At 72.7% G+C, this 21299-nt stretch carries 19 protein-coding genes and 2 riboswitches; of the genes, 10 read left to right on the top strand and 9 right to left on the bottom strand.

From position 1 onward, the window contains the following. Positions 1-30 precede the first annotated feature (30 nt). Positions 31-783, bottom strand: a complete 753-nt coding sequence (locus tag N3K63_RS09435) for a GntR family transcriptional regulator (protein ID WP_261579890.1) — start codon at positions 781-783, stop codon at positions 31-33. Positions 784-941: 158 nt separating this feature from the next. Here N3K63_RS09435 and N3K63_RS09430 point away from each other — a divergent pair, with 158 nt between their 5' ends. The 6 genes from N3K63_RS09430 to N3K63_RS09405 all read left to right on the top strand — a co-directional run bounded on the left by N3K63_RS09430 (position 942) and on the right by N3K63_RS09405 (position 6845). After that, positions 942-2081 carry a TIGR03364 family FAD-dependent oxidoreductase gene (locus N3K63_RS09430; RefSeq protein WP_261579889.1) on the top strand — a complete coding sequence of 380 codons (1140 nt, stop codon included), beginning with the start codon at positions 942-944 and terminating at the stop codon, positions 2079-2081. Positions 2082-2130: 49 nt separating this feature from the next. After that, on the top strand, positions 2131-3297 hold the full coding sequence (locus N3K63_RS09425) for an ABC transporter ATP-binding protein (RefSeq protein WP_261579888.1): 1167 nt from the start codon (positions 2131-2133) through the stop codon (positions 3295-3297). Beyond that, complete coding sequence (locus N3K63_RS09420) at positions 3294-4187, top strand: 2-aminoethylphosphonate ABC transporter permease subunit (protein WP_261579887.1); 894 nt, start codon at positions 3294-3296, stop codon at positions 4185-4187. The genes N3K63_RS09425 and N3K63_RS09420 overlap by 4 nt, the downstream gene beginning before the upstream one ends. After that, positions 4177-4977: an ABC transporter permease gene (locus tag N3K63_RS09415; protein ID WP_261579886.1), complete on the top strand. Its 801-nt coding sequence runs from the start codon at positions 4177-4179 to the stop codon at positions 4975-4977. Before N3K63_RS09420 ends, N3K63_RS09415 begins: the two co-directional genes overlap by 11 nt. A gap of 84 nt (positions 4978-5061) precedes the next feature. Continuing rightward, positions 5062-6141 (top strand): 2-aminoethylphosphonate ABC transporter substrate-binding protein, encoded by a 1080-nt coding sequence (locus N3K63_RS09410; RefSeq protein WP_261579885.1) that lies wholly within the window; start codon positions 5062-5064, stop codon positions 6139-6141. A 29-nt stretch (positions 6142-6170) separates the two neighbouring features. Next, positions 6171-6845, top strand: coding sequence for a phosphonatase-like hydrolase (locus N3K63_RS09405; RefSeq protein ID WP_261579884.1), 675 nt, complete (start codon positions 6171-6173; stop codon positions 6843-6845). Positions 6846-6983: 138 nt separating this feature from the next. Here N3K63_RS09405 and N3K63_RS09400 read toward each other — a convergent pair whose 3' ends face one another. Further along, complete coding sequence (locus N3K63_RS09400) at positions 6984-8489, bottom strand: DHA2 family efflux MFS transporter permease subunit (RefSeq protein WP_261579883.1); 1506 nt, start codon at positions 8487-8489, stop codon at positions 6984-6986. 111 nt (positions 8490-8600) lie between these two features. Here N3K63_RS09400 and N3K63_RS09395 point away from each other — a divergent pair, with 111 nt between their 5' ends. Together N3K63_RS09395 and N3K63_RS09390 are read left to right on the top strand one after the other, a co-directional pair. After that, the gene (locus N3K63_RS09395) at positions 8601-9248 is read left to right on the top strand and encodes a DUF1345 domain-containing protein (RefSeq protein ID WP_261579882.1); all 648 of its coding nucleotides are present in this window, start codon (positions 8601-8603) and stop codon (positions 9246-9248) included. 2 nt (positions 9249-9250) lie between these two features. After that, on the top strand, positions 9251-11164 hold the full coding sequence (locus N3K63_RS09390) for an ABC transporter ATP-binding protein (protein ID WP_261580082.1): 1914 nt from the start codon (positions 9251-9253) through the stop codon (positions 11162-11164). Positions 11165-11245: 81 nt separating this feature from the next. Here N3K63_RS09390 and N3K63_RS09385 read toward each other — a convergent pair whose 3' ends face one another. The 7 genes from N3K63_RS09385 to N3K63_RS09355 all read right to left on the bottom strand — a co-directional run bounded on the left by N3K63_RS09385 (position 11246) and on the right by N3K63_RS09355 (position 18309). Then, a complete protein-coding gene (locus N3K63_RS09385) occupies positions 11246-11446 on the bottom strand; it encodes a hypothetical protein (RefSeq protein ID WP_261579881.1) in 201 nt (66 codons plus the stop codon). Between the two features lie 71 nt (positions 11447-11517). Then, positions 11518-12477, bottom strand: coding sequence for a glycosyltransferase family 2 protein (locus tag N3K63_RS09380; protein ID WP_261579880.1), 960 nt, complete (start codon positions 12475-12477; stop codon positions 11518-11520). After that, complete coding sequence (locus N3K63_RS09375) at positions 12474-13619, bottom strand: cysteine desulfurase family protein (RefSeq protein WP_261579879.1); 1146 nt, start codon at positions 13617-13619, stop codon at positions 12474-12476. Before N3K63_RS09375 ends, N3K63_RS09380 begins: the two co-directional genes overlap by 4 nt. Continuing rightward, the gene (gene nadC, locus N3K63_RS09370) at positions 13619-14473 is read right to left on the bottom strand and encodes a carboxylating nicotinate-nucleotide diphosphorylase (RefSeq protein WP_261579878.1); all 855 of its coding nucleotides are present in this window, start codon (positions 14471-14473) and stop codon (positions 13619-13621) included. The genes N3K63_RS09375 and nadC overlap by 1 nt, the downstream gene beginning before the upstream one ends. Beyond that, positions 14473-16278, bottom strand: coding sequence for an L-aspartate oxidase (gene nadB, locus N3K63_RS09365; RefSeq protein WP_261579877.1), 1806 nt, complete (start codon positions 16276-16278; stop codon positions 14473-14475). Before nadB ends, nadC begins: the two co-directional genes overlap by 1 nt. Then, entirely contained in the window at positions 16275-17600 is a 1326-nt protein-coding gene (nadA, locus tag N3K63_RS09360) for a quinolinate synthase NadA (protein ID WP_261579876.1), read from the bottom strand. Before nadA ends, nadB begins: the two co-directional genes overlap by 4 nt. 16 nt (positions 17601-17616) lie before the next feature. Further along, positions 17617-18309, bottom strand: coding sequence for an NUDIX hydrolase (locus tag N3K63_RS09355; RefSeq protein ID WP_261579875.1), 693 nt, complete (start codon positions 18307-18309; stop codon positions 17617-17619). 110 nt (positions 18310-18419) lie between these two features. Between N3K63_RS09355 and N3K63_RS09350 the strand changes: the two genes are divergently transcribed. Beyond that, the gene (locus N3K63_RS09350) at positions 18420-19592 is read left to right on the top strand and encodes a MarP family serine protease (RefSeq protein ID WP_261580081.1); all 1173 of its coding nucleotides are present in this window, start codon (positions 18420-18422) and stop codon (positions 19590-19592) included. Between the two features lie 41 nt (positions 19593-19633). Continuing rightward, a riboswitch (glycine riboswitch) is annotated at positions 19634-19725 on the top strand. Then, a riboswitch (glycine riboswitch) is annotated at positions 19726-19816 on the top strand. A gap of 41 nt (positions 19817-19857) precedes the next feature. Next, positions 19858-21294: an L-serine ammonia-lyase gene (locus N3K63_RS09345; protein ID WP_261579874.1), complete on the top strand. Its 1437-nt coding sequence runs from the start codon at positions 19858-19860 to the stop codon at positions 21292-21294. The last annotated feature ends 5 nt before the right edge of the window (positions 21295-21299 follow it).

Genomic DNA, 21299 nt, shown 5'->3' with positions numbered 1-21299 from the left:
GTGTTCTCGCTCCCGCGGTTGTGCGGGGCGCTAGTCGCGCACGGCGGGCTGCATGAGGTGCGAGCCATCGGATTGACGCCCGCCCGCCTCGACGGTGAAGCGCACCACGTCGGAGCGATACCGATCGTCGGAGAACTCGAACGGGGCGCCCTGCGCGTCGTAGGAGGTGCGCTGCAGCCGGAGCACGGGGGAGTCCTGGGGCACGCGCAGCAGCCGCGCGTCGAGTTCGTCGGCGGCGACGGCGTCGATCTCGTGCGTGACCCGTGCGAAGCGGTGCCCGCGCTCGGCGAGGTACTCGGTGATCGAGCCCGATTCGAGATCGGCGGCGAACAGCAGCCGGCCCACGTGCTCGACGAAAGTGGTGCGCTCGAGCATCGCCGGGATGCCGTCGAGCAGGCGCAGGCGCACGAGCTCGACGACGATCGCGTCGACCTCGACGCCGAGGGCCTGCGACTGGCGCTGGTCGGCGCGGCGCAGGGCGAGATGCTCGGTGTGGGCACCCGGGGTGCGGCCGAACCCGCGTGCCCACGTGGTGAAGGGCACGTACATGTCCACGGCCTGGCCGGCCTGCTGGGAGCGCACGCGACCCGGGCGGCCCTTGCGCGTCTCGACCAGGCCTTCGGCGCGCAGCAGCGCCAGCGCGTTGCGGATGGGACCGCGCGAGGTGCTCCAGCGCTGGCCCAGCTCGCTTTCGGACGGAAGGTCGTCGCCCGGTGCGAGACGGCCGGAGATGATCTGCGATCGCAGGTCGTCGGCTATCTGCCGGTACAGGATGTCGGCCACCTGGGAATACTAGCGGGCGCCGATCGCCGCATTGTTCTGCGGAGCCAGAAGAAACCTCCCGTTCATGTAGCGACACGTAGATATACAACATGTTTCAGCTCCGTTAAGAGGTGGCAGGTGGGTACCTAGGTAACGACCGACTGTGTGAACCTGGGCACATGAGCAGCACTGCAGACTTCGCATCCGGCCCCTTGCTGGCCGACGTCGACCTCGTCGTGATCGGCGCCGGCATCGTCGGACTGGCACATGCCTACGAGGGCTGGCGACAGGGTCTGCGCGTGGCCGTCGTCGACCGGCGCTCGGCGGCCGCAGGCGCCTCGGTGCGCAACTTCGGGCACGCTTGCGTCACTCCGCAGAGCGGCGAGGCCGCGGAGTTCGCCGCAGAGGCCCGGCGGCGGTGGCTCGAGCTGAGCGAGGCGGCCGGCTTCTGGGCGCGCGAGTCGGGCACAGCCGTCGTGGCCCGCAGCGCCCCCGAGGCGGCGCTCCTCGAGCAGTACGCCGCCGCCTACGACGGCATCCGCCTGTGGGATGCCGCCACCGCCGCCGCCGAAGTTCCCGTCACCGGCGCCGTGGCCGGCGCGGTGCTCCCCGCCGACCTGCAGGTCGACCCCCGCGAGGCGGTGGGTGCCATCGCGGCGTGGCTCGAGGCCCGCGGCGTGCAGCTGCACTGGCGTACGAGCGCCCACCTGATCGAGACGGGCCGGGTGGGCACCTCCCGCGGCGTGATCCGCGCCGAGCGCGTGATCGTCGCGGTCAACCACGACGTCGACGAGCTGTTCCCGGAGCTTGCGACCGCCACCGGCACCGCCCGCTGCCGACTGCACATGCTGCGCGCCCGCGTGGGGCTCGCCTTCCCGCTGACCCGGCCGCTGTTCACCGGGTGGTCGCTGCTGCGCTACTCGGGCTTCGCCACCATGCCCGCAGCGGACGAGCTGCGCGCACAGCTCGCCCGCGAGCTGCCGCAGGGCATCGAGTACGACCTCAACCTCATGTTCACCCCGCAGCGCGACGGCAGCCTGCTGATCGGCGACACCCACGAACGGGGGATCGCCGACATCCCCTTCCAGAGCGAAGCGGGCTTCGACCTCGTCATCGATCAGACCCGCCGCCTGTTCGGCGCCGCGCAGATCGAGGTCGTCGAACGTTGGCAGGGCGTCTACGCCACCGCCCCCGGCCGCGAGTTCCTCATCCACGACCCGATGCCGGGAGTGACGGTGGTCGTGGTGACCACGGGAATCGGCATGACCACCGCCCTCGGCATCGCCCCGCAGGTGCTCGCGGGCGTTCCCGCACTCTGACGCACCGACCCGCCACCGCCCGACCGCAGGAAGACCGCAGGAAGAGACCATGAGAGCAACCGCATCCGCCCCCGGCATCGAGTTCCGGGGCGTCTCCATCACCGGCAACGGCGACGCCGTCATCCTCGACGACCTCTCGCTCACCGTCGAACGCGGCGAGGTCGTCGCACTGCTCGGCCCCTCCGGGGCGGGCAAGACCACGGCGTTGCGCGCGGTCGCCGGTTTCGCTCCGGTGGCGTCGGGGCAGATCCTCCTCGGCGGCCGCGACGTGACCCACCTGCCGCCGCGACGGCGAGGGCTGGGCATGGTGGTGCAGAGCTATGCGCTGTTCCCGCACATGTCGGTCGCCGACAACGTGGCCTACGGCCTGCGCATCCAGCGCACCCCGCGGGCGCAGCTGCGCAGCCGCGTGCACGAGGCGCTCGAGATGGTGGGGATGGGCGCGTTCGCCGACCGCATGCCGCGCTCGCTCTCGGGCGGTCAGCAGCAGCGGGTCGCGATCGCGCGGGCCCTCGCGCCGTCGCCCGAGGTGCTGCTGCTCGACGAGCCGCTCTCCGCCCTCGACCAGCAGCTGCGACAGGACATGATGGCCGAGCTGGCGCGACTGCACCGTGAGCTGCCCGACATGTCGATGCTCTACGTCACCCACGGCCAGAACGAGGCACTCACCCTCGCCGACCGCATCGCCGTGATGGCCAACTCCCGCCTGGTCGAGTTCGGCTCCGCCGCGAAGCTCTACCGCGACCCCGAGTTCGAGTTCACCGCGCGCTTCCTCGGCTCGTCGAACGTGCTCGCCGCCGAGATCGTGTCGCGCACGAGCGTGCGGCTGCTGGGCGGCGCCGGCAGCGTGCTCACCGTGGCCCCCACCGTGCAACCCGCCGGGCTCCGCGTGCACTTCTCGGTGCGCCCCCACCGGGTGCGACTGCTCGAGCCGGGCGAGAGCGCCGACAACGTCATCTCGATGGTCGTGGGCGACATCCAGTGGCGCGGCGCCACCCACCTGGTCGCCGGCACGGTCAACGGCGTGCCGTTCGCGGTGGAGTCTCTGGAGCTGCGCGAGCTTCCCGCCCTCGGATCGTCGGTGCGGGTCGGCTTCGACGCCGCCGACGCGATCCTGCTGCGCTACGAGGAGCCCGAACCGCTGCAGGCGAAGCTGGCCGCGATCGCCGCCGAGCCGGTGACGGCCGCCCTGGAAGTGTCGGGGGCCCGCGCGTGACGCTGCTCGAGGAGGCGACCCAGACGCCGCCGGCCCGCCGTCGGGCGCCGCGTCGCCCCTTGGCGGCCGTGGTCGCGATGATCCCCATCACCCTGCTGGTCGTGCTCGTGGTCTACCCGCTGCTGCTGGTCGTCGTGCACGCGTTCGAGGGTGAGGACGGCGGCTTCTCGGTGGACATGTGGGGCGTGCTGTTCGCCAACCCGGTGTTCACCGACACGATCTGGACGACACTGCGCATCGCGGCGATCTCCACCGCGATCGCCCTCGTGCTGGGAACGTTCGTCGCGATCGTCATCAGCTACGTGCCGTTCCGAGGCTCCGCGCTGCTCACCAGCGCCCTCGACGTCTACCTGTCGTTCCCGTCGTTCCTCATCACCCTGGCGCTCGTGTTCATCTGGGGCAACGTCGGCATCGTCAACGGCGCGCTGGATGCCGTCTCCGGCGGGGCGCTCGGGCCGGTGCGGCTGCTGGAGACCCAGTGGGGCGTCATCCTCGCCGAAGTCACCTACTTCACCCCGTTCGTCGTGCGGCCCGTGCTCGCCGCGCTGCAGGTGATGGACCGCGCCCACGTGGAGGTCGCCGAGTCGCTCGGGGCGGGCGGCTGGCGCATCGTCGGCACCATCATCCTGCCGGAGGTTCTCCCCGCACTGCTGGCCGGGGGATCGCTCGTCCTCATGCGCACCATGAACGAGTTCGGCATCGTGATGTTCACCGGCGCCAAGGGCGTGACGACCCTCCCCACCCTCGTCTACGGGCAGGCGATCGCCCGCGGCAACTACGACGTGGCCGCCATCGCCGCACTCGTGAACATCGTGCTCTCCCTCGCCCTGTACGTCGTCTACCGCGGCGTCGCCGCCCGCGCCATCGGAGGTGCCCGCCATGCTCGTTAGGTCGCGGATGGGACGACTCGTCGTCCACTCGATCCTCGCCGTCATCGCCGTGATGGTGTTCGCCCTGCCGTTCGCGATCCTCGTGATGGGCGCGTTCAGCACCTCCTGGTCGGGCGTCGTGCCCAGCGGCATCACGCTCGGCAACTTCCAGGCCGTGTTCACCGAGTCCGCGACGGTCGGCGCGATCATCGCCTCCGTCATCTCCGCCGGCGTCTCGACGCTGATCGCGCTGGTCGTCGCGACCGTCGCGGCGCTGTCGACGCGCTCGGCACCGCGGATGCGTCGGGTCGTGGACACCCTGTTCCTGCTGCCGGTCGCGGTGCCCTCGGTGGCGGTCGGTCTGGCCGTGCTCATGGCGTTCTCGGCGCCGCCGTTCACCGTCAACGGCACCGTGGTGATCGTGCTCATCGCACACACGGTGCTCGTGCTCGCGCTGGCCTACCAGCCGATCTCGGCCGCGGTGACCCGCCTCGAGCCGTCGTTCGAAGAGGCGGCGGCCGCCCTGGGCGCCGGGCGACTGCGGGTGCTGCGCACCGTGACCCTCCCCGCCCTCCGTCCCGCACTGGCGGGGGCTGCGGCGCTGTGCATCGCCATGTCGATGGGGGAGCTCACCGCGACGATGATGGTCGCCCCGCCCACCTGGCGCACCATGCCGCTGCAGATCTTCTCGTTCACCAGCCGCGGCATCCGCCTCTACGAGGGCGCGGCCCTCGCCGTCGTGCTGATGCTCATCACCCTCGTCTGCCTCCTCGTGCTGCAGCGCGCCACGCTGACGCGCCGGCACCGCTGACCCCGCACCTTCTCCCTCCGCTCCGCCCGCACCATCCGCACCACCTGCTCGCCATCTCACAACGATCCACAGAAACGGATGATCATGACCCACGCTCCCTCCCTCCGCACCGCCGGAACCCTCGGCGTCCTCGCCGTCGCCGCCCTGGTCACCGCCGGGTGCGCCCCCACCGCCAGCGACGCGACCGAACCCTCCGGCGCCTCCTCGTCGACCGTCACCGTCTACACCGCCGACGGCCTCAACGACGGTGACGAGTCGTACTACCAGCAGGTCTTCGCCGCCTTCACCGCCGAGACGGGCATCGAGGTGCAGGTCGTGGAGGGCGGATCCGGCGAGGTGCTGCAGCGCGTGGCCCAAGAGAAGTCGAACACCCAGGCCGACATCCTCGTCACCCTGCCGCCGTTCATCCAGAGCGCCGACGAAGACGGCCTGCTCGTGGACTACGTGCCCGAGGGGAGCCAGACCGTGCCGGCCGACGCGAAGGATGCCGACGGCGCCTACACCGCGCTGCTGTCGAACTACATCGGCTTCATCCGCAACACCGCCGAGCTCGACGAGGCTCCCCGCACCTGGGACGACCTGCTCGACCCCGCCTACCAGGGCCTGCTGCAGTACTCGACCCCGGGTATCGCCGGTGACGGCACCGCGATGCTGATGCTGGCGCGTGAGGTGCTCGGTGACCAGGAGAGCACCGAGTACTTCGAGAAGCTGCAGGTGAACAACGTCGGTCCGTCGGATTCGACCGGTCAGCTGGCGGCGAAGGTCGACAAGGGCGAGCTGCTCATCGCCAACGGCGACGTGCAGATGAACTACGCGCAGTCGCGGGCGATGCCGAACCTCGGCATCTTCTTCCTCGAGGGCACCGACGGCACCCCCACGACGCTGTCGGTTCCGTACTACGCGGGCCTGGTGGCCGGCGCTCCGCACGAGGACGCCGCCAAGAAGCTGCTCGACTACCTGTACACGCCCGAGGCGCAGGAGCTCGCCACGACCGCCGGCGGCGGGTTCCCGGCCCGGGACGACATCACCCCCACCGGCGAGGCCGCTGATGCACTCGCGGAGATCATGTCGGGCGTGACGGTGCTCTACCCGGACTGGATGGACATCTCCGAGAACCTCGACGAGTACGTCCAGTCCTGGAACACCGCCACCGGCACCCTGTGATCGTCTCCACCACGAAGAATCGTCCTCTCATGTTCCACCTCATCGCCCTCGACATCGCCGGGACGACCATCGACGACCACGGCGCGGTCTACGACGCGCTGCGCACCGCGGTGGAGGAGACCGGCGCGAGCGTCGCCGCCGAAGACCTGCAGACCTGGATGGGCACCGACAAGGTCACCGCCATCAGCGCCCTCATGCGGCTGGGCGGTCTCGAGCCCGATGAGGCCACCGTGGCGGCCGCGTTCGAGCGCTTCCGCGTCGTGCTGGCCGAGTCGTACGCCACGCATCCGCCGCAGATCATCCCGGGCGTCGCCGAGGCGATCGCACGGCTGCGCGGCGACGGCGTGAAGGTGGCCTTGACGACGGGCTTCTCGGATGACGTCGTCGAGCCGCTGCTGGCCTCGGTCGGCTGGACGGTGCCGCAGCACCTGGATGCCGTCGTCACGACCTCCGATGTGCCCGCCGGGCGTCCGGCACCGTACATGATCCACCGGGCGATGGCGGCGACGGGGGTGCACGATGTGCGCACGGTGCTGGCGGCCGGTGACACGGTCGTCGACCTGCAGGCCGCCCGCAACGCCGGCGCCTACGCGGTGGGCGTGCTCACCGGCCTCACCCCGCGCGCCGCGCTGGAAGGGGCCGACCACGACGCCATCGCCGACTCGGTCGCCGACCTGCCGACCCTGATCGCCGGCCTGGCCTAACGGCCCGCACCGCGGCCCACGGCATCCGCCCGTCGTGGCCCGCACAACAGCATGACCGCACACGCGACACGCCGAGCCCGGATGCCGGGGCTCGGCGTGTCGTGTTCTCGCTCCCGCGGTTGTGCGGGGGCGGTGGGGTCAGTGTCCGGCGGGGACGCCCTCGGGGGCGTCGGCGGGCTTGCGGATGAAGAACGCGCTGATCAGCAGCGGGGTGCCGATGATCGCGGCGAGCAGGAACGCGGCGCGGGCGCCGGCGGCGCCGGCGGCGGCCTCGGAGGCTCCGGATGCTGCGGCGGAGGCGCTGACCGACGACATGATCGTGATGAGCAGGGCGATGCCGGCGGCACCGGCCACCTGCTGCACGGTGGACACCGTCGCGCTGCCGTAGGAGTAGAAGCGCGGCTCGAGCGAGCCGAGCGAGGCCGTGAACAGCGGGGTGAACGACATCGCCAGGCCGATCGACAGCAGCGTCTGGGTGACCACCAGCGCCCACACCGGGGTCGACTCGGTGAGGGTGGTGAACCACCAGAGGATCACCAGCACGACGATCGTGCCCGGCAGCAGCAGCACGCGGGTGCCCCAGCGGTCGTAGATGCGGCCGATCACCGGTCCGAGGAAGCCCATGGCCAGGGCCCCGGGCAGCACGACCAGGCCCGACTCGGTGGCCGACATGCCGAGCGTGCCCTGCATGTAGAGGGGGAGTGCGGTGATCGTGCCGAAGAACGCGAGCGACATGACCGCGAAGTGCGCCACCGACAGCGAGAAGTTGCCCGAGCGGAAGATGCGCAGGTCGAGCAGGGCGTCGTCGACCTTCTGCAGCACGATCTGGCGCCACACGAACAGGCCGAGGCCCACCACGCCGACCGCGAGCGAGACGACGAGGGTGACGGTGGCCATGTCGGATGCCGCGGCGGCGGCCGCCGTGGCATCGCCGTGGCCGCCTCCGCCGATCTGGCTGAGGCCGAACACGAGCCCGCCGAAGCCGAGCGCGGAGAGGATGACCGAGATGACGTCCAGCGGTGCGCGCGTCTGCTCGCCGAGGTTCTGGATCCAGCGCACACCCACCGCGAGGGCGATGACGGCGATGGGCAGCACGATCGCGAAGATCCACCGCCAGCTGAGGGTGTCGAGCACGATCCCCGCCATGGTGGGGCCGATGGCCGGGGCGAGGGAGATGACCACGCTGACGCGGCCCATCATGCGCCCGCGCAGGTGCGGCGGGACGACGGTCATGAGCGTCGTCATCAGCAGTGGCATCATGATCGCCGTGCCGGAGGCCTGCACGACGCGGCCGACGAGCAGCACCTCGAACCCGGGGGCGACCAGCGCGATCAGCGTGCCCACCGAGAACAGCCCCATGGCCGTGGCGAACATCTGCCGGGTCGTGTAGCGGCGCAGCAGGAAGCCGGTGGTCGGGATGACGACGGCCATCGTGAGCATGAACGCGGTGGTGAGCCACTGCGCGGCGACGGCGGTGATGCCGAGGTCGCCGATGAGGTGCGGGATCGCGACGCCCATCGTGGTCTCGTTGAGGATCGCGACGAAGGCGGCCGCCAGCAGCAGCCAGATGACGCGGTTCTCCTTCGCGCCGACGGTGGCCGTCGGTGCGGGCGTGCGGATGGTGCCGGTAGTGGTCGTGGACAAGCCGGGGACTCCTCGTGAAGGCGCGGGAAGTCGTACCCGAGATCCGGGACGAACGCTGACTGCAACGGTGCGCCCGACCCCGGCATTCCCGATCCGTGACACGATTTGCGGATGACCGTGACTCTGCGTGGTTCCGGCGTCGCCCTGCGCGGACTGTGCGCCCTCGCGGCCGGAGTGGTCGCCGCGGTGGTGCTCACCCCGCTGCTCGGGGCGGCCCCGGCGGTGCTGGCCGGCTGGGCGGTGCTTGCCGCGGTCAACGTCGCGTGGGTGCTGCTGGTGGTGTGGCCGATGGATGCCGGGCGCACCCGCGCGCACGCCGCCCGCGAAGACGTCGCACGCCCGGTCGCCCGGCTGATCGCGCTGGCCGGCAGCAGTGCGAGCCTGGCCGCCGTCATCGTCATGCTGGTGCTGTCGCGGGATGCCGCGCCGGCGCGCGCGTTCGAGCTGGCGGGCGTCGCGGTGGTCGCCGTGGTCGCCTCGTGGGCGCTCATCCAGGTCGACTACCTGCTGCACTACGCCCGCATGTACTACGGCGACGGCCCCGCCGCCGGCGGCATCGACTTCAACCAGGAGGAGCCTCCGATGTACTCCGATTTCGCCTACTTCGCGATCGGGCTGGGGCTGGCCTACCAGGTGTCCGACACCAACGTGCGCTCGGGCGCCATCCGCCGCGTCGTGGTCGCCCAGACGCTGCTGGGCTACCTGTTCGGCGCCGTGATCCTCGCCGCCGTCGTCAACCTCGTGGCGGGCCTGCGATGAGCATGGGCGGGCCGGGCGGGGGCGGCGGGCACCCGGGCGGACGCCCCGGCTTCCGGGGTGTGGACGAGAAGGCCCAGCGCCGGCTCAACGCCGAGGCGCCCGAGGTGCCGCACCTCGGACAGCGGGTCGTGGCCCTGTTCCGCCCGTATCTCGCGCGGCTCATCGTCACCGGCATCCTCGTGGTCGCCGGCGCCGCGATCGCCGTCGTGCCGCCGCTGATCGTGCAGCGCATCTTCGACGAGGCGCTCTTCCCGGTGGCCGGCGGCGGCCCCGACCTCACCCTGCTGGCCCAGCTGGTGGCCGTCACGATCGGTCTCTACCTGCTGTCCGCCGCCGTCGGCGTCGTGCAGACCTGGCTCACCTCGACGGTGGGCAACAGCGTCACCGGCGACCTGCGGGTGCGCCTGTTCGAGCACCTGCAGGCGATGGAGCTGGCCTTCTTCACCCGCACCAAGACCGGGGTCATCCAGTCGCGCCTGCAGAACGACGTCGGCGCGGTGTCGGGCGTGCTCAGCAACACGCTCACCAGCATCCTCGGCAACACCGTCACCGTCATCTCGGCGCTGGTGGCGATGATCATCATCGACTGGCGACTGACCCTCATCTCGGTGGCGATCATGCCCATCCTCGTGCTCGTGCAGCGGCGGGTGGGGCAGGTGCGCGCCCGCATCGCGGGACAGACGCAGGAGTCGCTGTCGGAGCTCACCTCCATCACGCAGGAGACCCTGAGCGTGTCGGGCGTGCTGCTGTCGAAGTCGTTCAACCGGCAGGCCGCCGAATCGGCCCGCTACCAGGATGAGAACCGCAACCAGGTGAGCCTGCAGATCAAGCGGGCCATGAGCGGGCAGGGCTTCTTCGCCGTGGTGCAGGTGATCATGGCATCCGTCCCCGCCATCATCTACCTGGTTTCGGGCTGGCTCATCGGCGCGGGAACCGACACGATCACCGCCGGCACCATCGTCGCGTTCACCACGGTGCAGGCCCGGTTGCTGCAGCCGCTCATGGGCCTGCTGCGCGTCTCGCTCGACCTGCAGACCTCGGCGGCCATCTTCGCCCGCATCTTCGAGTACCTCGACCTGACGCCGGCGATCTCCGACCAGCCGGGTGCGGTCACCGTGGCGCAGGCGCCGGGCCCGGTGGGACGCATCGAGTTCCGCGACGTCGTCTTCCGCTACCCGGATGCCGCGCCCGACAGCCGCCCGTCGCTGGACGGCGTCTCGTTCGTGGCCGAGCCGGGCGAGCACATCGCCTTCGTCGGCCCGTCGGGCGCCGGCAAGACCACGGTGCTCTACCTCGCGCCGCGCATGTACGAGGCCTCCGGTGGCGAGGTGCTGTTCGCGGGGGCGGACGTGCGCGCACTCACCCAGGAGTCGATCATCGACCACGTGGGCATCGTGTCGCAGGAGACCTACCTGTTCCACGCGACGATCCGCGAGAACCTGCGCTATGCGAAACCCGACGCGACGGATGCCGAGATCGAGGCGGCCTGCACGGCGGCCAACATCCACCACGTGATCACGTCGTTCGCGCTGGGCTACGACACCGTGGTGGGGGAGCGCGGGTACCGGCTGTCGGGCGGGGAGAAGCAGCGCATCGCCATCGCCCGCGTGCTGCTGAAAGACCCGCCGGTGCTGCTGCTGGACGAGGCCACGAGCGCGCTCGACACCGTGTCGGAGCGGGTGGTGCAAGACGCCCTCGACGCCGCCGCGCGCGGGCGCACGACGCTGTCGATCGCGCACCGGCTGTCGACGGTGGTCGGCGCCGACGTCATCCACGTCGTGGAAGCGGGCCGCATCGTCGAGTCGGGCACCCACGCCGAGCTGCTGGCGGGCGGCGGCCTCTACGCCCAGCTGGCGATCGAGCAGCTCGCGGCGGCGCGCATCGAGGAGTTCGACGCGCGCGCCGAGCAGGGGTGACGCGGGCGCGGGTGTGCGGCTTTGCGGCGCGGGCGCGGTCAGGCGTGCTGCTCGGCTCGAGGGCCGCTCAGCCCGCGGGGGTCAGCGCTTGTCGCCCCAGTCCTCCGAGCCGATCGCGTCGGTGGGCTCGGGCTGCGGCTCGCGGTCGGCGAGGTCGACGGGGGTGGGCGAGACGAGCTCCTCCGTGGTCTGGTCCTTGAGCTCGTCGATCTCCTCGCGGAGCTCCTCGAGGTCGGGGCCGGTCGGGGTCGCGGGCAGGGGCGTCTCGGACGTGTCGCTCATGCCGTCAGCATAAGCCGTGCCGTCCGGCCCCGCGGGTGCCACGGCGGGCGCCGACGACGGCGCCGGTGCCGTCACCACAGGCGCGCCGCGGCGCGCAGGTCGGCGACGGCGCCGTCGAGGGCGAGGCCGTCGGCCTCGGCGCGTTCGGCGAGCTCCCGCACGAAGCCGCCGAGCGCGCGGCGGTACGCGGCATCCGGGTGGGTCTGGGCGATGCGCACGAGCGGCGGCACGTCCATGTCGAGGATCAGGCGCACGCGCGCCTGCGCGGCGCGGCGCTGCCCGGCGGCGTCGAGCACCGCGATGCCCGCCCGCATGGCCTCGAGGTAGTCGTGCAGCACCGGCAGGGCGTCTCGGTGCTGGGTGATCGACGAGCCGTCGGCGCGCTCGCGCCAGTGCACGACGACGTCGGGCACCACGTCGATGCCGCGGGCATGCACATAGAGCCGCTGCGCGACGCTCTGGTCTTCGTAGAGGCGGCCCTCGGGGAAGCGCAGATCGTTGCGGCGCCAGAGCTCGATGCGGCTCACCTTCGACCACGCGACGATGTTGCCCGACACCTCGGGGTGCTCGGCCAGCGTCGTGCCGGTGCGCGCCGGGTCGGTGGCCGCGGCCACCCACGGCTGCACGATGCCGGGGCGGTAGCCGTCGGCATCCGGTCGCAGCCGCACGTAGGCGCCGGCGACGATGTCGCTGCCGGATGCCGTGAGCGCGCCGACGAGCGTCGACAGGGCCGCCGGGGTCATCACGTCGTCGGCGTCGAGGAACGCGACGAACGGGGTCGTCACCCGGTCGAGGGCCACGTTGCGCGCCGCGCCGAGGCCGCGGGGCACGTCGTGCCGCACGAGTTCGAACCGGTCGTCGGCGGCGGATGCCGCGGCGAAGACCTCTCCGGTGGCATCGACCGAGCCGTCGTCGACGAGGATCGCCCGCCACCGAGTCAGCGTCTGCGCCTGCAGGGAAGCAAGGGCCTCGGCGGCGAAGTCGGCGACATCGCGCCCCGGGACGATGACGGTGACGACCGGCGTGCTCACTCGCCCGATCGTACTGCCGCCACCGCGGCGCCCACCGCCGCCGCCAGTGCCAGCGGGTCGATCGAGGAGGCGGGGGCGCCGTGGGCGAACGTGAAGCGCACCGCGGTGTGGGCCACCTCGGGGGCGATGCCGCACGCGAGCAGAACGTGCGAGGGCTCGGTGTCGCCCGCCGCGCACGCCGACCCGCTCGACGAGACGATGCCCCGCCGCTCGAGCTCGAGCAGCACCGCCTCGCCGCTCGTGCCGGCGAACGTGAAGCTCGCAGACCCCGGCAGCCGGTGCACGGGATCGCCGGTCAGGCGCGCCTCGGGGCGGGCCGACAGCACCGCCGCGATGAACGCGTCGGTCTGCGCGCCGACCCGCGCGGCCGCGGCGGCGCGCTCGGCCTCGGCCAGTTCGAGCGCGGTCGCTAACGCCACGGCACCGGCGACGCTCTCCGTGCCGCTGCGGCGCCCCCGCTCCTGGCCGCCGCCGTGCAGCAGGGGCTCGAGGGGGATGCGGCCGCGCACCGCGAGCACGCCCGTTCCCGCCGGAGCGCCGATCTTGTGGCCGGCGATCGACAGGGCCGCGGCGCCGGTGCCCGCCAGCGGCAGCCAGCCGGCCGCCTGCACGGCATCCAGGTGCAGGGGCACCCGGCCCACGCGCGCGGCGATCCCGGCGACGTCCTGCACGGTGCCGATCTCGTTGTTCGCGTAGCCGATCGACACGAGAGCCGTCTCGGGTCGGAGCGCGGCGGCGACGGCATCCGGATCGATCCGCCCCGTCGCCGAGACCGGCACCCGTGTGACGGCGAACCCGTGCACCCGCTCGAGGAAGTCGCATGAGGCGAGGATCGCCTCGTGCTCGATGGGGGAGGTGATCACGTGGGCCGGGGCGCCCGCGCGCAGCGCCGCCGCCAGGGCGATGCCCTTCACGGCGAGGTTGTCGGCCTCGGTGCCGCCCGAGGTGAACACGATGTCGCCCGCACGCATGCCGACCACCGCCGCCACCCGGGCGCGCGCGTCGGCCAGGGCCTGCGCCGCCCGCTCGCCGACGGTGTGGTGGCTCGACGGATTGCCGAACCCCTCGGTGAGGTGGGGGAGCATCGCCTGCAGTACCTCGGGGCGCACCGGGGTCGTGGCGGCGTGGTCGAGGTAGAGCATCACGCCTCGATGCGCACGTCCAGGCCGAGGTCGAGCGACGGCGCCGAATGGGTCAGCGCGCCGACCGAGATGACGTCGACGCCGGTCTCGGCGATCGCGCGCACGGTGTCGAGGTCGACCCCGCCCGACGCCTCGATCTGCGCGCGCCCGGCCACCCGCTCCACCCCGGCCCGCAGGTGGTCGAGGCCGAAGTTGTCGAGCATGATTGTGTCGACGCCCGCCGCGAGCACCGGCTCGATCTGGTCGAGGCGGTCGACCTCGACCTCGAGGTGCGCCGTGTGCGGCAGCCGTGCGATCGCGGCCTGCAGGGCCTGTGTCAGCGAGGCGCCGCCCGCCGTCAGCACCGCGAGGTGATTGTCCTTGGCCATCACGGCATCCGAGAGCGAGAAGCGGTGATTGTGACCGCCGCCGCAGCGCACCGCGTGCCGCTCGAACGCGCGCAGGCCCGGCGTGGTCTTGCGGGTGTCGGCGATGCGGGCGCCGGTGTGGGCGACCTGCTCGACGTAGCGCGAGGTCAGCGTGGCGATGCCCGACATGCGCTGCGCGAAGTTCAGCGCGACCCGCTCGCCGGTGAGCACGCCCCGGGCGGGCCCGGTGACCGTGGCCAGCACATCGCCCACCGCGAACGCCGCGCCCTCGGCGACGGGCACGCTCACGCGGATCGCCGGGTCGCTGAGCGTGAACGCCGCGGCGAACACCTCGCCCCCGCTGAAGACGCCGGGCTCACGGGCGACGAGGTCGGCCGTGGCGACGGCATCCGCGGGGATCAGGTAGGCACTCGTCAGGTCGCCCCAGGGCGCGTCTTCGTCGAGAGCGGCCTGCACGACGCGTTCGATGTGGCTGCGGCTGAGCATCAGGCGACCTCTTCGGTTCTGGGGGTGGGGGAGGCGGCGGGGCGCCCCGCCGGGACGAGCTGCGGGGTGCGTGCGGGCGGAGCCCCCGCGAAACTCCTCCATTTCGTGCCCGCGGGCGCGGTGGCCGCAGCAGATCGCGCATTCCCGGCGTGGATTGGAGGAGTTTGGTCGCGGCGCGCGTCGCGACGGAGGTGCGCACCGACCGATGCCGGGCGCGCGAGGGCGGCGGCGATCACGGCCCGGGCGACCTGCAGAAGGTTCGCGTCCTCGCGTTCGGCGACGGTCTCGGCGCTGCCGGGCGCCCCCGCCCACGCGCCGGGCGCCCCCGCCCACGCGCCGGGCGCCCCCGCGCCGGGCGCCTCGGCCCACGCGCCGAGCGCCTCGGCCCCCGCGCCGGGCGCCTCGCCCCACGCGCCGAGCACCGCCGCCGCGTGCGCGAGCCCCGCCGCGTCGCGCTCGACCCCGACGAACTCCCACATCAACGCCTGCAGCGCCGCGCGCGTGAACGGCGGCCGAGTGTCCAAGACGCGCGGCATCGACGGCGCGGATGCCGCGTGTTCTGGACGCTCGGCGGAAGGGGCGACGCGTGCGGGGCGCTCGGAGCCTGAGAGCCCGCGCGCGGCTGCGGCGGCGCGGCCGGCGCGGGCGCCGAAGACGGCGCCCTCGAGCAGCGAGTTCGACGCCAGGCGGTTGGCGCCGTGCACACCGGTGCGGGCGACCTCTCCGGCGGCGAAGAGTCCGGGCACGTCGGTGCGGCCGTCGAGGTCGGTGACCACGCCGCCCATCACGTAGTGCGCGGCCGGGGTGACGGGCACCGGCTGCCGGGCCCAGTCGAGGCCGCGGGCGCGGACGGCGGCGTCGATCGTCGGGAAGCGCGCGGCGAGGAAGGATGCCGTCGCGGCGGGCGTCTCGCGCAGGCCTGTGGCGTCCAGCAGCACCGGGCTGCCGCCCTGCCGCGCCATGACCTCGGCGATCGTGCGGGCCACGACGTCGCGGGGCGCGAGCTCGGCGTCGGGGTGCACGTCGGGCATGAAGCGCACCCCGTGCGCGTCGCGAAGCACGGCGCCCTCGCCGCGCACGGCCTCGGACACGAGGAACGCCGCGCCGACGGCCAGCACCGTCGGGTGGAACTGCACGAACTCCAGATCGGATGCCGTCGCTCCCGCCCGCAGCGCCGCCGCGACTCCGTCACCGGTGGCGATGGCCGGGTTGGTGGTGTGGGCGTAGAGCTGCCCGGCGCCGCCGGTGGCGAGGATCACGGCGTCCGCGGCGATGCGGCGGGGCGCTCCCGCGACGAGCAGGTCGACGCCGACGCAGCGGCCGCCCGCCATCACCAGGTCGACGAGGAAGGCGTGCTCGACGACCTCGGCGGCGTCGCGGCGGGCGCGGGCGACGAGCCCCGCCTCGATCACCGCGCCGGTCGCATCGCCGCCGGCATGCAGCACCCGCGGGAAGGAGTGGGCGGCCTCCAGGCCCTGCACGAAGTCGCCGGCGGCGTCGCGGTCGAAGGCGACGCCGGCGTCGACGAGCTCGCGGATGAGCTCCGGCCCCTCGGCGGCCAGCACACGCACGGCGTCCGGGTCGGCCAGGCCCGCGCCGGCCACGAGGGTGTCGTGGATGTGGTCGTCGACGCGGTCGTCGGCGAACATGACCGCCGCGATGCCGCCCTGCGCGTAGCGCGTGTTCGACTCGGCGAGCTCGGCCTTCGTGACGATCGTCACGCGCGCCCCCGCGGCGGCGGCATGGTGCGCGGCGGTGAGCCCGGCGATGCCGGAGCCGACGACCACCACGTGCGGGGTGGTCATGGCCGTGCCGCCAGCATCCGCTCGAGGGCGACGCGGGCCGGGTCGGCGACGTCGGCGGGCACCGTCACGCGGTTGCGCACCTCGCCGTCGACGAGCCCCTCGAGCACCCAGGCGAGGTAGCCGGGGTGGATGCGGTACATCGTGGAGCAGGGGCAGACGACCGGGTCGAGGCAGAAGATCGTGTGCTGCGGGTGCTCGGCGGCCAGGCGCTGCACGAGGTTCACCTCGGTGCCCACGGCGAACACGGTCGGCTCGGTCGCCGCGGCGATCGCCTTGCGGATGTAGTCGGTCGATCCTGCCTCGTCGGCGGCGTCGACGACGTCCATCGGGCACTCGGGGTGCACGATCACCCGCACGCCCGGGTGCTCTGCGCGCGCGGCGGCGATCTGGTCGACGGTGAAGCGGCGGTGCACCGAGCAGAACCCGTGCCACAGGATGACGCGCGCGTCGGCGAGCTGGTCTTCGTCGGAGCCGCCGAGGGGCTTGCGCGGGTTCCACATCGGCATCTGCGCGAGCGGCACCCCCATCGCCTTGGCGGTGTTGCGCCCGAGGTGCTGATCGGGGAAGAACAGCACCCGCCGGCCGCGCGCAAACGCCCACTCCAGCACGGTGCGCGCGTTCGAGGAGGTGCACACGATGCCGCCGTGGCGCCCCACGAAGCCCTTGATCGCCGCCGACGAGTTCATGTAGGTCACGGGGATGACGGGTACGAGGCCGTCGGCGTCGACGGAATCCATGTCGCCGTACACGTCGGCCAGCTGCTCCCAGCACTCCTCGACCTCGTCGATGGATGCCATGTCGGCCATGGAGCAGCCCGCGGCGAGGTTGGGGAGGATGACGGCCTGGTCGGGTCGCGAGAGCAGGTCGGCGGTCTCGGCCATGAAGTGCACGCCGCAGAAGACGATCGCCTCGGCATCCGGATGCTGCTGCGCGAAGCCCGCCAGCTGGAAGGAGTCGCCGGTGTGGTCGGCGTGGACGATGATCTCTTCGCGCTGGTAGTGGTGGCCCATCACGACGACGCGGTCGCCGAGGACCGCCTTGGCCGCGCGGATGCGGGCGTCGAGCTCGGCTTCGCTCGCGTCGCGGTAGGCCGCCGGCAGCTCGCCCTGCCGCGGCGCGCCGGTGGGGATGACGTCGCCCATCGACGAGCCCGGTCCGTAGCCGGGGCGCGCGTCGAAGGCCCACGGGCCGGCGGCGAGGTCGGTGTTGCAGGTCTCGGCGGCGACGGTTCCCGCGACGATCGCCTGGATGCCGTGGTCGACGCTCGGGTCGATCGGCTGGTCGGCGGGACGCGGCTGGAGGGTGATGAGGGTGGCGGCCATGGGCTTCGGCTTTCGGTCAATCGGGCAGCGGCCCGCGGTCGGCGAGCTCGACGTCGTGGTTGTAGCGGTAGAGCCGCGCCGGCCGGTGGCTGCCGGTGCGGTGCTCGTCGGTGGGGATGATGGTGCCCGAGCCCTCGACCTGGCGCCGGAAGTTGGCGGGGTCGAGGCGGCGCCCGAGGATCGCCTCGTACACCTCGCGCAGGTCGGCGAGGGTGAACAGGGCGGGCAGCAGCCCGTGGGCGATGCGGCTGTAGCCGACCTTGTTGCGCAGGCGCCAGAGGGCGTACTGCACGATCTGGTCGTGGTCGAAGGCGAGCTGCGGGTGGGTGGTCGCGTCGTACCAGGCGACGTTCTCCTGCTCGGCGGCCCGCGAGACGTCTTCGCGCACGAGCGCCCAGTACACGATCGACACGACGCGGCTGGGGGAGCGGTCGACCTCGCCGAACGCGTAGAGCTGCTCGAGGTAGCTGGGGGCGAGGCCGGTGGTCTCGGCGAGGGTGCGCGCGGCGGCGGCGTCCATGTCCTCGTCCACGCGCAGCCAGCCGCCGGGGAGGGCCCAGCGCCCTTCGAACGGGTCGCGCGTGCGGCGCACGAGGGGGAGCACCACCCGTGCGCGGTCGGCGCCGGCGTCGCGGCGCAGCGAGAAGATCACGGTCGACACGGCGACGCGGATCGGCTCGGGCGGGGAAGCGCTGGTTTGTGTCTGCATGACTTTAACTCCGGAAAGCATCTTATTGTCATCCCGACACGAACTGCAACCCGGGGGCGCCGTGCGGGGTTCTCATAGCTGCCGGCCGTAGCCTGATCGCGGAGGTGCCCGTGTTCGTGGTCGACGTCATCGTCGTGGCAGCGCTGATCGTCGCATTCGCGATCGGTCTGGGCCGCGGTTTCGTCGCGAGCATCGGCACGATCGCGGGCCTCGTCGTCGGCGCGTTCCTCGCGGTATGGCTCGTGCCCCTCGTGGGTCCGCTGGTGCCGGATGCCGCCTGGCGGGGCGCGGCGACGATCGGTGCCACCGTGGCCCTGGTGCTGCTGGGCGGCGCGCTCGGATCGGCGATCGGCGCCACGCTGCGCCGCGGCGTCGACAAGGTCAAGCTCAGCTGGCTCGACCGGGCCCTCGGCGCCGGTGCCAGCACGGTGGCCGCCGCCCTCGTGCTCCTCATGGTCGGCCAGTCGGTCTCGGCGACGGGCACGCCACTCATCTCGACGGCGGTCGGCTCGTCGAAGGTGCTCGGCTGGATCGACGACCTCACCCCGCCGCCGATGGACACCGCCCTCGCGCAGCTGCGCGCGCTCGTGGTCGACGAGGGCATCCCCACTCTCGGCGCGCTCTTCGACGTCGAACAGGCCCCCACCGCACCCCCGATCGCCCTCGACGATCCTGCGCTGCAAGAGGCGGCCGCCTCGGTGGCGCGCATCAGCGGCACCGCCTACGCCTGCGGCATCTCTCTCACCGGGTCGGGCTTCGTCGTGGCCGACGACCTCGTCGTCACCAACGCGCATGTCGTGGCCGGTGTCGACGAGCCGGTGGTCGAGCTTCCCGGCCGCACCGCCGCCGAGGGCCGCGTGGTCTACTTCGACCCCGTCGACGACCTCGCCGTGATCGCCGTCGGCTCGCTCGCCGCCCGGGCCCTGCCGCTGTCGGACTCCCTCACCCCGGGCGCCCGCGCAGCCGTGCAAGGCTACCCGCTCGGCGGGCCGTTCACGAGCATCGGCGCCGACGTGCTCTCGGAGGGCACGGTGCCGGTGCCCGACATCTACGACTCGGGCTCGTCGCCGCGCGAGGTCTACGCCCTCGCTGCGAACGTGCAGCCGGGCAATTCGGGCGGACCGCTGTTGACCGCCGCCGGCGAGGTGGCCGGGGTCGTGTTCGCCCGCGGCGCCGAGGGCGAGGGCCGCGGCTACGCGATGACCGTCGCCGAGCTCGCCCCCGCCCTGTCGTCGGCCTCGTCGCAGGGCCCGAGCGTGTCGACCGGTCGCTGCACGGGCTGACGACGAGCCGCTAGACTCGCAGCACAATCGAACAGACCGTCTCACCCGTCACGGGAGAACACCGCCGCAGCGCGGTGTGCCGTAGGAGCAACCCCTCCCGGAATCTCTCAGGCCCACGTACCGTGGCGGCAGGTCACTCTGGAAAGCGGTGCTTCGGCGCCCGCCGACGGGGCAAGCGCGGTGCGCCGCGTGGAAACTCTCAGGCCAATGACAGAGCGGGAGGAACTCGCCGCATCCCGTCCGGGGTGCCAGACAGGAGTTCCTCATGCATGACGTGTCTCTCGGGCCCCCGCCCTACATCGGGGTGTTCGATCTGTTCACCATCGGGATCGGGCCGTCGAGCTCGCACACCGTCGGCCCCATGCGCGCCGCCGCCGACTTCGTCGCGCGCCTCGGCGCCGACCTCGCCCGCGTCACCGCTCTCGAGGTCACCCTCTACGGCTCGCTCGCCGCGACCGGGCAGGGCCACGGCACCTTCACCGCCGTGCTGCTCGGGCTCGAGGGCTGCCGACCCGACCGCGTACGCGCCCCCGAGGTGGCCACCCGCGCGGCCCGCATCGAGCAGGAGGGCACGGTCGCCCTCGCCGGCGGCCCGCACGTGCCCTTCCGCGTCGCCGACATCGTGCGCGAACCCGCCACGGTGTTCGAGCGCCACACCAACGCGATGTGCTTCACGGTGCGCGACGCCGACGGCGCCGTCGTCGACTCCGCGCGGTACTTCTCCCTCGGCGGCGGGTTCATCGCCCGCGAGGGCGACGAGGCGGTCGCCGTCGACGCCACCCCGGTGCCGCATCCGTTCGGCTCGGCCGTGGAGCTGCTGGACGCGTGCCGCGCCGAGGGTGCGGGCATCGCCGAGCTGATGGCCCGCAACGAGCAGGCCCGCCGCACCCCGGATGCCGTGCGCACCGGCATCCTCGCCATCCGCGACGCCATGGACGAGTGCGTCGCGGCGGGGATCGCGGCCACCGGCACCCTGCCGGGCGGCCTCGAGGTGCGCCGCCGCGCCCCCGCGTGGCACGAGAAGCTGCTCGCGCAAGACCCCGACCGCTCGGCCGCCTTCTCGCAGGAATGGGTGAACCTCGTGGCGCTGGCCGTCAACGAGGAGAACGCCGCCGGCGGCCGGGTCGTCACCGCGCCCACCAACGGTGCGGCGGGCATCATCCCCGCCGTGCTCCACTACGCCCAGCACTACACCGCCGCGTCGTCGGCCGCCCCGGGCGCCGACGACGCGGATGCCGCCGCCGACGCCCAGACCCGGCGCGACGACATCGCCGTCGAGTTCCTGCTCACCGCCGCCGCCATCGGCTCCCTCTACAAGACGCGCGCGTCGATCTCGGGTGCCGAGGTCGGATGCCAGGGCGAGGTCGGCTCGGCATCGTCGATGGCCGCCGGGGCGCTGGCCGCCGTGCTCGGGGGCACGCCCGAGCAGATCGAGAACGCCGCCGAGATCGCCATGGAGCACAACCTCGGGCTCACCTGCGACCCCGTCGGCGGACTCGTGCAGATCCCGTGCATCGAGCGCAACGCGATCGCCGCGGGCAAGGCGATCAACGCGGCCAAGATGGCCCTGTGGGGCGACGGCACCCACTTCGTGTCGCTGGACACGGTGATCGAGACCATGCGTCAGACCGGGCGCGACATGAGCGACAAGTACAAGGAGACCGCGCTGGGCGGCCTGGCCGTCAACGTGGTGGAATGCTGAGGAGA

It is taken from the genome of Microbacterium festucae, from assembly GCF_025421715.1.
GTDB lineage: Bacteria > Actinomycetota > Actinomycetes > Actinomycetales > Microbacteriaceae > Microbacterium > Microbacterium festucae.
Note: the sequence above shows the minus strand (reverse complement) of the source record. Positions and strands in the feature narration are given on the sequence as shown.

Bases quoted from the DNA above. Each gene is read 5' to 3' on its own strand.
- N3K63_RS09395 (WP_261579882.1), top strand. From the start codon at position 8,601: ATGACCGTGACTCTGCGTGGTTCCGGCGTCGCCCTGCGCGGACTGTGC.
- N3K63_RS09375 (WP_261579879.1), bottom strand. From the start codon at position 13,619: ATGCTCTACCTCGACCACGCCGCCACGACCCCGGTGCGCCCCGAGGTA.
- nadA (WP_261579876.1), bottom strand. From the start codon at position 17,600: ATGGCCGCCACCCTCATCACCCTCCAGCCGCGTCCCGCCGACCAGCCG.
- N3K63_RS09405 (WP_261579884.1), top strand. From the start codon at position 6,171: ATGTTCCACCTCATCGCCCTCGACATCGCCGGGACGACCATCGACGAC.
- N3K63_RS09425 (WP_261579888.1), top strand. From the start codon at position 2,131: ATGAGAGCAACCGCATCCGCCCCCGGCATCGAGTTCCGGGGCGTCTCC.
- N3K63_RS09410 (WP_261579885.1), top strand. From the start codon at position 5,062: ATGACCCACGCTCCCTCCCTCCGCACCGCCGGAACCCTCGGCGTCCTC.
- nadC (WP_261579878.1), bottom strand. From the start codon at position 14,473: ATGCTCAGCCGCAGCCACATCGAACGCGTCGTGCAGGCCGCTCTCGAC.
- N3K63_RS09415 (WP_261579886.1), top strand. From the start codon at position 4,177: ATGCTCGTTAGGTCGCGGATGGGACGACTCGTCGTCCACTCGATCCTC.
- nadB (WP_261579877.1), bottom strand. From the start codon at position 16,278: ATGACCACCCCGCACGTGGTGGTCGTCGGCTCCGGCATCGCCGGGCTC.
- N3K63_RS09355 (WP_261579875.1), bottom strand. From the start codon at position 18,309: ATGCAGACACAAACCAGCGCTTCCCCGCCCGAGCCGATCCGCGTCGCC.
- N3K63_RS09385 (WP_261579881.1), bottom strand. From the start codon at position 11,446: ATGAGCGACACGTCCGAGACGCCCCTGCCCGCGACCCCGACCGGCCCC.
- N3K63_RS09390 (WP_261580082.1), top strand. From the start codon at position 9,251: ATGGGCGGGCCGGGCGGGGGCGGCGGGCACCCGGGCGGACGCCCCGGC.
- N3K63_RS09345 (WP_261579874.1), top strand. From the start codon at position 19,858: ATGCATGACGTGTCTCTCGGGCCCCCGCCCTACATCGGGGTGTTCGAT.
- N3K63_RS09430 (WP_261579889.1), top strand. From the start codon at position 942: ATGAGCAGCACTGCAGACTTCGCATCCGGCCCCTTGCTGGCCGACGTC.